The sequence below is a fragment of the Mycolicibacterium sp. XJ2546 genome (assembly GCF_053483195.1).
The window spans coordinates 55,024-68,156 of record NZ_JBEFRW010000003.1 but is presented as its reverse complement, the minus strand read 5'-3'; the positions used below and the strand labels follow the sequence as shown (position 1 = coordinate 68,156).

General features: G+C 65.7%; 11 protein-coding genes. 3 read left to right on the top strand and 8 right to left on the bottom strand.

All coding sequences use genetic code 11. The features are described 5' to 3' along the window. The first annotated feature begins 23 nt into the window (after positions 1–23). Complete coding sequence (locus ABQE44_RS06660) at positions 24–1,574, top strand: ATP-dependent DNA ligase (protein WP_448390613.1); 1,551 nt, start codon at positions 24–26, stop codon at positions 1,572–1,574. A 14-nt stretch (positions 1,575–1,588) separates the two neighbouring features. Here ABQE44_RS06660 and ABQE44_RS06655 read toward each other — a convergent pair whose 3' ends face one another. Then, positions 1,589–2,974 (bottom strand): MFS transporter, encoded by a 1,386-nt coding sequence (locus ABQE44_RS06655; RefSeq protein ID WP_448390612.1) that lies wholly within the window; start codon positions 2,972–2,974, stop codon positions 1,589–1,591. Between the two features lie 194 nt (positions 2,975–3,168). Here ABQE44_RS06655 and ABQE44_RS06650 point away from each other — a divergent pair, with 194 nt between their 5' ends. Continuing rightward, positions 3,169–4,458, top strand: coding sequence for an amidohydrolase family protein (locus tag ABQE44_RS06650; RefSeq protein ID WP_448428839.1), 1,290 nt, complete (start codon positions 3,169–3,171; stop codon positions 4,456–4,458). Here ABQE44_RS06650 and ABQE44_RS06645 read toward each other — a convergent pair. After that, on the bottom strand, positions 4,455–5,690 hold the full coding sequence (locus tag ABQE44_RS06645; RefSeq protein WP_448395307.1) for a cytochrome P450: 1,236 nt from the start codon (positions 5,688–5,690) through the stop codon (positions 4,455–4,457). The genes ABQE44_RS06650 and ABQE44_RS06645 overlap by 4 nt on opposite strands. A gap of 14 nt (positions 5,691–5,704) precedes the next feature. Next, the gene (locus tag ABQE44_RS06640) at positions 5,705–6,742 is read right to left on the bottom strand and encodes an LLM class F420-dependent oxidoreductase (RefSeq protein ID WP_448395306.1); all 1,038 of its coding nucleotides are present in this window, start codon (positions 6,740–6,742) and stop codon (positions 5,705–5,707) included. A gap of 86 nt (positions 6,743–6,828) precedes the next feature. Between ABQE44_RS06640 and ABQE44_RS06635 the strand changes: the two genes are divergently transcribed. Next, on the top strand, positions 6,829–8,325 hold the full coding sequence (locus ABQE44_RS06635) for an acyl-CoA carboxylase subunit beta (RefSeq protein ID WP_448395305.1): 1,497 nt from the start codon (positions 6,829–6,831) through the stop codon (positions 8,323–8,325). 57 nt (positions 8,326–8,382) lie between these two features. On the opposite strand, the gene ABQE44_RS06630 is transcribed toward ABQE44_RS06635, so the two are convergent. From ABQE44_RS06630 to ABQE44_RS06610, 5 genes are read right to left on the bottom strand one after another with little or no spacing between them, the layout of a single operon-like run. Further along, positions 8,383–9,459 carry a TIGR03857 family LLM class F420-dependent oxidoreductase gene (locus tag ABQE44_RS06630; protein WP_448395304.1) on the bottom strand — a complete coding sequence of 359 codons (1,077 nt, stop codon included), beginning with the start codon at positions 9,457–9,459 and terminating at the stop codon, positions 8,383–8,385. After that, the gene (locus tag ABQE44_RS06625) at positions 9,423–9,800 is read right to left on the bottom strand and encodes a nuclear transport factor 2 family protein (RefSeq protein ID WP_448395303.1); all 378 of its coding nucleotides are present in this window, start codon (positions 9,798–9,800) and stop codon (positions 9,423–9,425) included. Before ABQE44_RS06625 ends, ABQE44_RS06630 begins: the two co-directional genes overlap by 37 nt. After that, complete coding sequence (locus ABQE44_RS06620; RefSeq protein ID WP_448428837.1) at positions 9,797–10,381, bottom strand: hypothetical protein; 585 nt, start codon at positions 10,379–10,381, stop codon at positions 9,797–9,799. Before ABQE44_RS06620 ends, ABQE44_RS06625 begins: the two co-directional genes overlap by 4 nt. Further along, positions 10,381–11,490 (bottom strand): alpha/beta hydrolase, encoded by a 1,110-nt coding sequence (locus ABQE44_RS06615; protein ID WP_448428835.1) that lies wholly within the window; start codon positions 11,488–11,490, stop codon positions 10,381–10,383. The genes ABQE44_RS06620 and ABQE44_RS06615 overlap by 1 nt, the downstream gene beginning before the upstream one ends. After that, on the bottom strand, positions 11,487–13,112 hold the full coding sequence (locus ABQE44_RS06610; RefSeq protein WP_448428833.1) for a flavin-containing monooxygenase: 1,626 nt from the start codon (positions 13,110–13,112) through the stop codon (positions 11,487–11,489). Before ABQE44_RS06610 ends, ABQE44_RS06615 begins: the two co-directional genes overlap by 4 nt. Between the last annotated feature and the right edge of the window lie 21 nt (positions 13,113–13,133).

The following is a 13,133-nucleotide window of genomic DNA, read 5'->3' as shown; positions in this document are numbered from 1 at the left end:
GAGGGCCGTGACAGGCTGGTCTGGTGCTGCTGTCTGACGTCGCCGCCGCGTCGGCCGAGGTGGGCGCCTCGTCGTCGCGGCTGGCCAAGATCGCCCGGATCGCCGAGCTGCTACGACGCGCCAGCGACGGCGGCGACGCGCGACTGGTCGCGGTGACGGTGTCGTGGTTGTCGGGTGTGTTGCCGCAACGCCAGATCGGCGTGGGGTGGGCGGCGCTGCGTTCAGTGCCGGCCCCGGCAGCAGAACCGTCGCTGACGGTGCTGGAGGTCGACGCGCGGTTCACCGAGATCGGGCAGGTGGCCGGCAAGGGTTCCCAAGCGCGACGGGCCGGGCTGCTCGCCGACCTGTTCGGCCGCGCCACCGACGCCGAGCAGACTTTCCTGCGTCGGCTGCTCAGCGGTGAGCTACGTCAGGGCGCCCTGATCGGGGTGATGGCCGACGCCGTGGCCAAGGCCGCGGGCGTACCCGCGGCCGCGGTGCGACGCGCCGCCATGCTCGGCGGCGCACTACCCGCCGTCGCGGCCGCCGCGCTGACCGACGGCGAGGCGGGGTTGGCGCAGTTCACCCTCAAGGTCGGCAGGCCGGTCGGGCCGATGCTGGCACAGACCGCTAGCGGTGTCGCCGAGGCGCTCGAACGCCTCAGCGGCGCAGCGGTTTTCGAAGCCAAGCTCGACGGCGCCCGGGTGCAGATCCACCGTGCCGGCAACACGGTGTCGATCTACACCCGCAGCCTCGACGACGTCACCGCCCGCCTACCCGAGGTCGTCGACGCCGCACTGGCCTGGCCGGTGACCGACCTTATCGCCGACGCCGAGGCGATCGCGCTGCGACCGGACAACAACCGCCCGCACCGGTTTCAGGTCACCGCGTCGCGGTTCGGGAAGTCGGTCGACATCGAGGCCGCCCGCGCGGCACAGCCCTTGTCGGTCTTCGTGTTCGACGTGCTGCACCTCGACGGCGTCGACCTGCTGGACCGACCGACCAGCGAGCGCGTCGCGGCGCTGGACGCCATCGTTCCCGAGGACCAGCGGGTCGATCGTCTGGTCACCGACGACGTCGACACCGCCCAGGAGTTCCTCGACGCGACGTTGGCCGCCGGTCACGAAGGCGTCATGGCTAAGTCGCCGACGGCATCGTATGAGGCCGGCCGCCGCGGCGCCGGCTGGCTGAAGGTCAAACCGGTGCACACCCTCGACCTGGTGGTGCTGGCTGTGGAATGGGGCTCGGGCCGGCGCACCGGCAAGCTCTCGAACATCCATCTCGGCGCCAGAGATCCCGCGACCGGCGGATTCGTCATGCTCGGAAAGACGTTCAAGGGCATGACTGACGCAATGCTGCAGTGGCAGACCAACCGGTTTCTCGAACTGGCCGACGGCCCGACCGACGATTACGTCGTCAAGGTGCGTCCCGAGCAGGTCGTCGAGATCGCGCTCGACGGAGTACAGACGTCATCGCGGTATCCAGCCGGGATGGCGCTGCGGTTCGCCCGGGTGTTGCGCTACCGCGACGACAAGGGCCCGGCCGAGGCCGACACCGTGGACACCGTGCGCGCCATCTATCAACGCACCGAATGACTTGGGAGCAAACGTCAGCCGATCAAACGGTCCGGAGTCGGCCCCTCGATACTGTCCAACGAGGTGTCCTTGGTCTCCGACATGATCAGTATCGCGATGAAGCTCAGCGACGCCGCGATGAACAGATACAGCCCTACCCACGCAACACCGTATTGCGTCGCCAGCCACGTGGCGATGAACGGCGCTACCGCAGCACCCAGAATGCTCGCGACGTTGTAGGAAACTCCTGACCCGGTGTAGCGCACATTCGTCGGAAACAGTTCGGGCAGGACCGCGCTCATCGGCCCAAAGGTCAAACCCATCAACGTCATTCCGACTATTAAGAACAGCAGCATGGTGCCATGTGAGGCGTCACTAGCGCCGAGCGCCGGAATGAAAACCACGCTGAAGACCATGATCGCCGCGGTGACGCACAGCAGGGGTAGGCGGCGGCCGAAGCGATCGGACAGCACACCCGACAGCGGCAGCGTCGCGGCGAAGAACAACACGGCGATCAGCTGTAGTTGCAGAAAGTCGACGTAAGCGAACCCGAGTCCGCTGCCGTCCGGTGGTCGCTTCGCCGTCCCATAGCTCAACGCCCACGTCGTCATCAGGTAGAACATCGTGTAGGTCGCCAACATCACGAAAGTGCCGATGATCAACGGGCGCCAGCTGGTTCTAAACAGCTCGGCCAGAGGCACTTTCACCTTCTCACCGCGGGCCATGGCGCGGGTGAAGACCGGCGTCTCGATAAGGCGCAACCGCACATAGAGTCCGATCGCCACCATCACCGCGCTCAGCAGGAACGGAATTCGCCAGCCCCACGTCAAGAACGGCCCGTCAAGGTCCGGCGTGACATTGCTGTGTCCAATCCACAGCAGCAGCAACACGAAGGCGCCGTTGGCCAACAGAAACCCGATGGGCGCTCCGAGTTGTGGCCACATCGCGGCCCAAGCGCGTTTACCCGGTTTGGCAGTCTCGGTGGCCAGCAGCGCCGCTCCGCTCCATTCGCCGCCCAGCGCCAGACCCTGCGCGAAGCGCATGATCGCCAACAACGCGGGGGCGAAGATGCCCGCCTGGTGGTAGGTCGGTAAGAGCCCGATGACAAACGTCGCAATTCCCATCACCAGCAGGGAGGCCACCAACGTCACCTTGCGTCCCACGCGATCACCGAAGTGGCCGAACAGGACCGAACCCACCGGCCGGGCGACAAAGGCGAGCCCAAAGGTGGCCAGCGATGCCAAGAGCGCCGTCGTCGGATCCCCCTTCGGGAAGAACAGGTGCGGAAAGACCGAGACGGCTGCGGTGGCATAGATATAGAAGTCGTAGAACTCGATGGTGGTGCCCACCATCGAGGCGACGACGATGCGTCGACGCGGGATGCCGCCGACCAGATCGGAGTTGGCGGTGTCGGCGCTCATCTTCGTCCCCCTGCACGGCTAACCGAGATCTGGCAAAGGACATCATGCCAGCGACGACGGCGATCCGCCGTCGTGTCTTGCGGTCGTACTCGACGAGCCGACCATGGCGCCGGTCAACGGCGTTGTCCGTCGCGGCAACGTAGTCGCGGCTAAACTGTTGCCCATACGGTAAGGAACTCAGAAAGGTCGGCACGATGAACAAGGACGACATGATTCTGGTGAGCGTGGATGATCACATCGTCGAGCCGCCGGATATGTTCAAGAATCATTTGCCGAAGAAGTATTTGGATGAGGCGCCGCGGTTGGTGCATAACGCCGATGGTTCGGATACTTGGCAGTTTCGTGATGTGGTGATTCCGAATGTGGCGCTCAATGCGGTGGCGGGTCGGCCCAAGGAGGAGTACGGGCTGGAACCGCAGGGCCTCGATGAGATTCGGCCGGGGTGTTGGCAGGTCGATGAGCGGGTCAAGGATATGAATGCCGGCGGGATTTTGGGGTCGATGTGTTTTCCGTCGTTTCCTGGGTTTGCCGGTCGGTTGTTTGCCACCGAGGATGCCGAGTTCTCGCTGGCTTTGGTGCAGGCCTACAACGATTGGCATGTCGAGGAGTGGTGCGGGGCCTATCCGGCGCGGTTTATTCCGATGACGTTGCCGGTGATCTGGGATCCCCAGGCGTGTGCCGCCGAGATTCGGCGCAACGCTGAGCGTGGGGTGCATTCGTTGACCTTCACCGAGAACCCGGCGGCGATGGGGTATCCGAGCTTTCATGATTTCGAGCATTGGAAGCCGATGTGGGATGCGTTGGTCGATACCGACACCGTGCTCAATGTGCATATCGGCTCCTCGGGGCGGTTGGCCATCACCGCGCCGGATGCGCCGATGGATGTGATGATCACGTTGCAGCCGATGAACATCGTGCAGGCCGCCGCGGATCTGTTGTGGTCGCGTCCGATCAAGGAATACCCGAGCCTGAAGATCGCGCTGTCTGAGGGTGGGACGGGCTGGATTCCGTATTTCTTGGAGCGGGTGGATCGCACCTATGAGATGCACTCGACCTGGACGGGCCAGGATTTCAAGGGCAAACTCCCCTCGGAGGTGTTCCGCGAGCACTTCTTGACCTGTTTCATCGCCGACCCGGTCGGGGTGGCGACCCGCCATCAGATCGGGGTGGACAACATCTGCTGGGAAGCCGACTACCCGCACTCGGATTCGATGTGGCCCGGCGCACCCGAACAGCTCGACGAGGTCCTCACCGCCAACAACGTCCCCGACGACGAAATCAACAAGATGACCTACGAAAACGCCCTGCGCTGGTACAACTGGGACCCCTTCACCCACATCCCCAAAGACCAAGCCACCGTCGGCGCTTTGAGGAAGGCCGCCGAAGGCCACGACGTCAGCATCCAAGCCCTCTCCAAGACCGAAAAGGGTTCGCGTGGCGACGCTTTGCACGCTGCCGCGCGCGGCAACTCCGGCGGTGACTAAACCAGTGAGTATCGGATCGGCAGGTGCTTGAGGCCGCCGACGAAGATCGTGGCGATGTGCTCTGCCGGCCCGGTCAACTCGACCGACTTTAGCCGCGGGATCAACTCGCTGAAGAAGCTGTTGATCTCCATCCGGGCCAGGGCGGCCCCCAGGCAAAAATGCACGCCGTAGCCGAACGCGTTGTGGCGGTTCGGATCACGGCCGACGTCGAAGCGGAACGGATCGTCGAAAACGTCCTCGTCGCGGTTGGACGATGTGTACGACAGCAGCACCGACTCCCCCTCCGCGATGCGAACACCGCGAACGGTGGTGTCCGCGCGGGCAGTTCGCATGAACTCCTTGACGGGGGTGACCCAGCGGATCATCTCCTCGGTGGCCAACGGCATCAAGGCCATGTCGGCACGCAACCGTGCCAGTTGATCGGGATGCTCGATCAGCGCGTGCAGACCACCGGAAATGACGGCGCTGGTGGTGTCGTGACCGGCGGCGGCGACGATCGCGTAGTAGGAGACCGTTTCGATGTCGGAAAGCGGTTCCCCGTTGATCGTGGCGTTGGCGATCGCCGACGCCAGGTCTTCGGTCGGATTCTTCCGACGTGCGGCGGTCACCTCGGTGAAGTAGCCGAACATCTCGAGCAGCGCGCCCACCTGTTCTTCCTTCGACGTCCCGCGCTGCAGTTCTTCGTCGTCGTTGCCGAACAGTTCCTGGGTGTAGGTGAGCATCTTCGGGAAGTCGGATTCGGGCAGGCCGAGCATCGACATGATCACGTAGAGCGGATAGTTCACCGCGACTTCCTGAACGAAGTCACACTGGTGTCCTCGCTCGAGCATGCCGTCGACGAATCGCTTTGCCAGTTCGTCGATCCGAACCTTCATCGCGCGCATGGCTTTCGGTCGAAACCAGTTCGCACCGATCGCACGCAAATCACGGTGCTGCGGATCATCCAGGTGGATCAGCGTGCTGATGCCCACCGCCGCTTGTTGTTCGTCGGCCTCTTCGGTCATCAGCACTGGCCGTGGCGCGTTGGTGAACAGCGTGTTGTCGCGTTCGATCTCCATGATGTCAGCATGCTTGGTGATTGCCCAGAACGGCCGGTAGCCGGGAACGTCCACCCACGAGACGGGAGCGTTGGCGCGCAGGTGCGTCAGGGCGGCGTGCAGACCGGGCTCATCGGCGTAGGCGCGGGGGTCGGCGAACACCCTGGCCGCTTCGTCGATCACGCGAGTACTCATGGGTGACCTTTCACTCATGCGGCAGACTGGCCGCGCAGCTCTCGAACGACTTGGCGGACAGCCTCTTCGGGCACAGCCGCCGGAAAACCGACCAGCACACGGTCGATCAACCCGTCGCAGCGGTCGCGGACCTTGGCCGCCAGGCGGTCGATCGGCGCGACGACCGCAAACGCCTCGAGGACCTCGTCGTCGATCAGCGTGCCCATGTCGTCCCACTGCCCCGCCAGGCTCAATCGGTGAAGTTCGGTGTGTAGGTCACCCCACCCGTGCAATTCGAGCACCTTGCGGTAGGCCGGTGTCGACCCGTAGAACGCGATCTGTTTGCGGGTGGCCACGGCGGCCGCCGCCAACTCCGCTTCGTCGGCGCCGGTGACGACGAAGATCGGACATGACACCTGAAAGTCGCTGCGGCGCCGAGCCGACCGTGACATCCCCCGCTGCAGCGCCGGCGTCGTCACTTCGGCGAAGTACCGTTTCGTCGTGAACGCGTGCGCGAGCACCCCGTCGGCGACCTCACCGGACAACTCGGTCATCGCCTCACCCACCGCAGCCAGGAAGATCCGGGGGAATCCGTAGTCGTGCGGTTCGGGGGTGAACATCGGCGTCATCAGCTTGTGCGTGTAGAAGTCGCCTTCGAACTGCAGCCTGGTTCCGTCGCGCCAGCAGGACCAGATTTCACGCATTGCGTGCACGAACTCGCCCATGCGACGCACCGGCTGATTCCACGGCATGCTGAACCGCTTCTCGATGTGCGGCTTGATCTGCGAACCGAGGCCCACGATGAGGCGTCCGCGCGAGTACTCCTGCAGATCCCACCCGATGTTGGCAACTGTCATGGGATTACGTGCGAACGCGACTGCGATACTGGTGCCCAGATCGAGGGTCTCGGTGTGTTCGGCGGCCAGGGTCAGCGGCAGGAACGGGTCGTGGGCCACCTCGGCCGTCCAGCACCCGTCGTAGCCCCGTCGTTGCAGTGTGCTCGCCGCGTCCACCACGTTGGCCAGCTGACTCGAAACCGCCCCGTCGACCTTCAGGTCGGCGCCGCTAAGCATGGTCGTAGACGCTACAGTAAGCAATTCAGTAGGGTCAACGCGGATACGCCGGTGCGACGATCGCCTATCCGGGACAGGAGTTGGGTATGGCCGAGGCCGAAGGGTGGGAACACACTCTCGACGAGTTGTCGCGCCGACGCGAGCACGCCCTCGAAATGGGCGGTGCCGAACGACTCGCCCAGCACCGCGGCAAGGGCAAGCTCGACGCTCGCGCCCGCATCGCCCATCTGCTCGACGAGGGCACCTTCCGCGAGTTCGGCACGCTCGTCGGCGGTGACATCGCTGCCGACGGCATCGTGGCCGGTTCGGGACATCTCGACGGCAGGCCGGTGTTGATCGGCGCCGAGGACTTCACGACGCTGGCCGGCAGCATCGGCCCCGGTGGCAATGCCAAACGGTATCGGTTGGCCGAGTTGGCGTTACGTGACAGGGTGCCGCTGGTGATGTTGCTCGAGGGCGCAGGCTTTCGGCCCAGCGGCGAACACTACGGTCGCACCCCGACGGACCTGCTCGCCCAAGCCCAGTGCTCCGGCAAGGTGCCGATGGTCGCCGGCCTGCTCGGGCCGTCGGCCGGCCACGGCGCACTGGTCGCCCCGGTCTGCGACTGGACGGTGATGAGCCAGCAGGGCGCCATCTTCACCGCAGGACCGCCCGTGGTGAAAGAGTCAACGGGCGAGGAGATTACGAAGGAAGAGCTCGGCGGTCCAACGGTCGCGCTGACCAGCGGCGTGATCCACAACCTCGCCGAGGACGACGAAGCCGCGCTTGACGACATCCGCCGTTATCTGTCCTACTTCCCTTCCAGCGCTTGGTCCTATCCCGAGTCGCTGCCCGCCGATAAGGCGGCCGCGCCGCGTGCCACCGCCGAACTGCTCGACATCGTGCCCAGGGGTAACCGGCGCGTCTACGACATGCGGCGTGTGCTCGACGTCGTCTTCGACCGCCCGGACTGGTTCGAGGTCCAGCCGAAGTTCGGGCCCGCGATCATCTGCGCGCTGGCACATCTCGGCGGCCACCCCGTCGCGGTGGTGGCCAACCAACCGCAGGTGATCGCCGGCTCGATCGACGCCGACGCCGCCGACAAGGCCGCGCACTTCATCACCGTCGCCGACGCGTTTCACCTGCCGATCGTGTTTCTCGCCGACAACCCCGGCATGTTGCCCGGCAGCCGGTCGGAGAAGGCGGGCGTGCTGCGCAGCGGCGCGCGGATGTTCGCCGCGCAGACCACGGCGACGACCGTCAAACTGCATGTCACGCTGCGCAAGGCGTACGGCTTCGGCTCGATGGTCATGTCGCTGTTGGGGTTTGACAACCAGAGTGCGACATTCGCCTACCCCGGTGCGACAATGGGCGCGATGAGTGCCGCCGCGTTGAGCAAGGCCTCCCACGCCGCCGAGGATGTCGAGGCGCGGCTGCGCCAGATGGAGGTGGAGGCGTCGTTCCGCTCGGCCAGTCACCTCGGTTTCGATGAGCTCATCCACCCCGAGGAGACCCGCAACGCATTGCTGACCGGGCTGCAGCGGGGCCTCTCCAGTCGCCAAGCCACGGCGGAACCGGTGGCACGCACGACCATCACGCCCTAATTGGCGATTTCGGTGCGCTAACCATCGCCCAGCGATAGTTTGCGCACCGAAATCACTTCACTCGGACGCCCGGTACTCCGTCACGATCGGCTCGAGTTCGTCGGGAGTCGCGCCGTGCATGATGAGCGCGTCCGCACCGTAGGTGAACTCCTTGCGGATGCGCTCGACACACTGCTGCGCCGACCCCGTGGCGGACGGCTCCAGCCACTCGTCGGGAATCAGTGTCGCGATGTGCTCGATCTGCTCGGTTGAGGCTTTGTGGTCGATGCCGCCGGGGATGGACTGCACCACCGAATCGTCGCGGAAACGCTGCAGCACAGCGGGATCCCAGCCGTTGGTCTTGACCAGCAGGTCGCCGTATCCCTGCAGATAGGTCGCCAGCCGGGCCACCGTCTTCTTGAGCCGCAGTTCCTCGGGCAGGTGGTCGCCGACCGTCGCGAAGCACGACCAGACCCGCACGCTGTCCGGGTCGCGGCCGGCCTGCTCGGCGGCGTCCTTGACGGTCTTGACCGCCCGCTTCAGCGTCTCCGGGGTGAAGTAGGTGTGCAGGACGACGTCGTCGAACGCCCGACCTCCCAGCGCCAGCGTCTGCGGCCCGAACGCCACGATCGCCAACCGGATGTCCTCGCGGAAGTCAGGATCCAAAAACAGCACCTGGTACTTGCCGATCGGCCCGTCGTGGTTGAAGATCACCTCGCCCTTCCACAACCGACGCATGACCTGCGCGAAGTCCTCCATCTGCGCCGTCGTCACCGAGGGGATGCCGAACGCGGCGTACATCGCCGCCACCCCGCGCCCAATGCCCAACGTGAACCGCCCCCCGGACAACCGGTGCATCGTGGTGGCCCACGATCCGGTGATCAGCGGATGGCGGGTGTTGTGATTGGTTGCCGCCGTCGCGATCTGCATCCGGGTGGTGACCGCGCAGGCCGCGCCGACGAGCGACGACGCCTCCTTGACGTTCCACCGTTCGGAGATGAACGCCGTGCCGAACCCGAGTTCCTCACCGCGGCGGGCTTCGTCCATCAGCGTGGCGGGCCCTTCACCACCGGCGCCGGCCAGCAGGTAATAGCCCAGTTCGTCCAGCACTTCGTCGTTCACGCCCAGATCCCTTGTTTGTAGCCGCAGTTCCACACTTCGACGATCCTGCCGTCGACCACCCGGAACACTTCCATACTGCCGATCGTGGTCTGCGTCCCGTCCTTCATCTTGATCGGAGACTCGTAGACGATCGCGACGTGCTCGCCGTCGTCGCCGGCCACCACCAGGTTCAGGTCGAAGCGGATGTTCTCGGTGACCTCCCACATGTGCACGATCCGGCCGACCGCCTGCTCATGGGTCAACACATGCGCCTCCGCGCCGACCTCATGGCGGATCACGGTTTCGCCAAGCAGCTCTTCGGCCAGCGCGAAGTCACGCTGATTCCAGACCACCAGGTTGTACAACTCCACCACTTCGCGGGCCGACCGCGTCATGCGAACACCTCCAGGGCGCCGATCTCCTCGATCGCGGCCACCGCCCGGTCGGTGAGCGTCAGGCACAGCCGACGGGACCGGTCGGGAAGCGCATCCCATCCGTTGAGGGTGATGACCGGCAACACCATCGGGTAGCCGGCCGCGAAGCGGTACTGCCGCCACGCCTCGTCGAACGTGTAATCCGTGACGCCGAGGGCTGCCACCTGGTCGAGGTACTCGCGCAGGAGCGCCGCATCGTGTCCGTCCCGTGCCTGCGCAGGCAAGCGCTGGGTGACCAGGTACGCCACGTCGGCAGCGCCCGCCCCGCGCGTCGCGAACTGGAAGTCCAGCGCTCTCGTCTCATCGCCGGCGAAGAACAGGTTGTCGGCGTGCAACCCGATCAGCGTGGCCGGCACAGCGGCGCCGATCAGGTGCAGTCGGTACACCAGCGACGAAAAGCCGGTGTCCAATGCGATCTGCTCGGCACGGACGGCCGCTACCGTGGCGTCGCTGATGCCCGCGTCGACGCGCAGCGCCTCGGTGAGCCAGTCCGCATCGATCTCGTCGATGCCGCCGGGCACCGCGGCCGTCCTCACCGTCATCACCGGACTCCTTCGGGCACCGAGGTGAGGAATCGTTCCGACACGTCCTGCACGCCGCGCGCGAACAAGTGCCCGACGTGACTGCCTGGGTGCCAGTACAACTCGCCACCCCAGCGCTGGTGCAACTGTTCCGCAGGTTCGGGGCGGGCCATCTGGTCGTGCCGGGCGCCGACGATCAACCGACGCTCGGGCGGCGCCGACGGTTCGACAGCCTGATAGTCGACCACCGACATCATCCGATCGACGGGCTCAGAGCGCAGCAACTCGATGGTCTCGTGCACCGACGGACCCCATCGCCCCAGGTGCGCGGCGATCATCGCGTTGAGGCCGAAGATCGGGGTGTACACCGCGACGGCGTCGACCTGCTCGAGGTGGGCTACCAGACCCGCCACCGGGGTGCCCATCGAAACCCCCGATACCGCAATGGTGCTCGACTGCGGCCGCAACCACCGCAGCACGGCCCGCACCTCCGACACCACCCGGATGATGCCCGCCAGGTTGTTCAGCGGATCCATGTTCGGATAGATCGGCCACCGGTGACGCCGGACCCCGCATCCGGGCTGCACCGGCAACGCGATGTTGTACCCGAGGCGCTCCTGCAGCCGCCGCGCCCGCGAGAACAACAGGTCGATCGGCTGCCCTTGGCCCGCACCGTGTACCCACACCAGCCACGGCCGTTTCTCCTCGCCGCTTCGGCACAGGTGGACCACCGCGGTGACGCGACCGCCGAACCCCTGCGCAGCCAACGATCCGGGCAGCTGGGGATCATGCTCGAAGGTCAGTTGCTCATACTTCGAGCGCCCGAACCTCCGCCGGCGGACTGTCTTCGGCTGCAGCGGTTCGGGTTCGACGTGCACGCCAGCCATACCCTCGGCGGTCAACTCATCGGCGACGGCCGAGCAGGATTGCACCGTGCGCTCCAGCTTCGGCGGCGGAGAGGTCAGCGTCATCGAGGTGAGCGCGAGCTCGTCAAGTAGGACCTCGCCGAGTTGGCGGGCGCCACTGCGCGACAGCGAGTTCCAGCCGGGTGCGTTGACCGCGGCGTGTGCGCGCGGCAGCGCCCCCGCGAAGTCCCGGCCGATGCGGTAGGCGCGTTCGGCGGTTTTCATGCGAGCTTGAAACCGGTGTAGCCGGCGTCGGCGATCTCCTCGCACCGACGTCGGTACTCCGGAATGCCGGCCGTGTAACCCATGTACATCCGCTTCTTGCCGGGCACGTTGCCGCCGTTGTACCACGAGTTGCACGTCGGATGGTCGAGCACCGTCGGCGCGACGAGCGACGTAGTGTGCTCGACCCACTCGCGCTGCGCGTCGGGCAACGCCTCGATCGTGCGGTATCCGCTGCTTCTCAGGTACTCGATGCAGTCGCCGATCCACTCCACATGCTGTTCGAGTGCAGTCACAAAATTGCTTGCCGGGGCCGGACTTCCCGGCGCCTGCACGATGAACAGGTTGGGAAATCCGGCCACCGCGATGCCGAGGTAGGCATACGGCCCCTCCGTGCTCCAGAAATCGGCCAATGACACCTGGTCGCGTCCGGTGACCGCGATCCGCGTCATCGCGCCCGTCATGGCGTCGAAGCCGGTGGCGTAGATGATCACGTCCAGCTCGTAATCGTCTTGCTCGGTACGGATTCCGGTCGGGGTGACCTCGACGATCGGCGCCTTGCGCAGGTCCACGAGCGTCACGTTGTCCCGGTTGAACGTCTGGTAATAGCCCTGGTCGATGATGGGCCGCTTACACCCGAACGGGTGCGTCGGGGTCAGCGCCGCCGCGGTGTCGGGATCGTCGACGATGCGGCTCACGGCTTCGCCGTAGAGCTTGGCCGCCATCTGGTTGGCCTCGATGTCGAAGAACACGTCGCCCCAACTGAGTGCACCGATGACACCGCCCTCCTCGACGGCGCGCAGTTGCTCCTCGCGCGACGCGGACTTCAACGGCGGTTTGGTCATCATCTCGAACATCACCGAGAACGCGCTCAACCGAGCCGCGCCCACCGCGTGTGCCCGTTGCGCAGCGCGGATCTCGGCGTAGTTGGCCTTGAGCTCGTCGAGTTCGCCGTCGTCGAACGCGCGCACCTCCCACGGCAGCGTGTAGGCGGGCGACCGCTGGAACACGGTGAGGTGGCTGGCTTGCTCAGCGACGACCGGAACGAGTTGGACGCCCGTGGAACCCGTGCCGATGACGCCGACCCGCTTGCCGGCGAGGTCGACATCCTGTTTGGGCCACCGGCTGGTGAACAACGACACCCCGTGGAAGGAGTCGACGCCCGCGATCTCCGGTTCCTTGGGCGCCGACAGAATGCCCGTCGCCGCGACGACGAACGGTGCGCGCAGCGTCTCCCCCGCCGCCGTGTGCACGGCCCACTGCGCGGCGACCTCGTCGAAACCCATCGCGGTGACCTCGGTGTGGAACCGGATGTGGCGACGCAGGTCCAGGCGGTCGGCGACGAAGTTCAGGTATGCCTCGATCTCGGGCTGGCGGGGCATCGTCTCGGTCCACACCCAGTCCTGCTGGATCTCCTCGGAGAAGCTGTAGGAGTACTCGATGCTCTCGATGTCACAGCGCGCGCCGGGATACCGGTTGAACAGCCATGTGCCGCCGACGTTCTCAGCCTTCTCCAGTACGACGGCACGCAGGCCCTGCTCGCGCAGCCGATGCAACGCGTACAGGCCGGAGAACCCGGCCCCGATGACAATTGCGTCGAAGCGGGAAGTGTCAGGTGTGGTCACAGGTCGGTACCTCACGTCCAG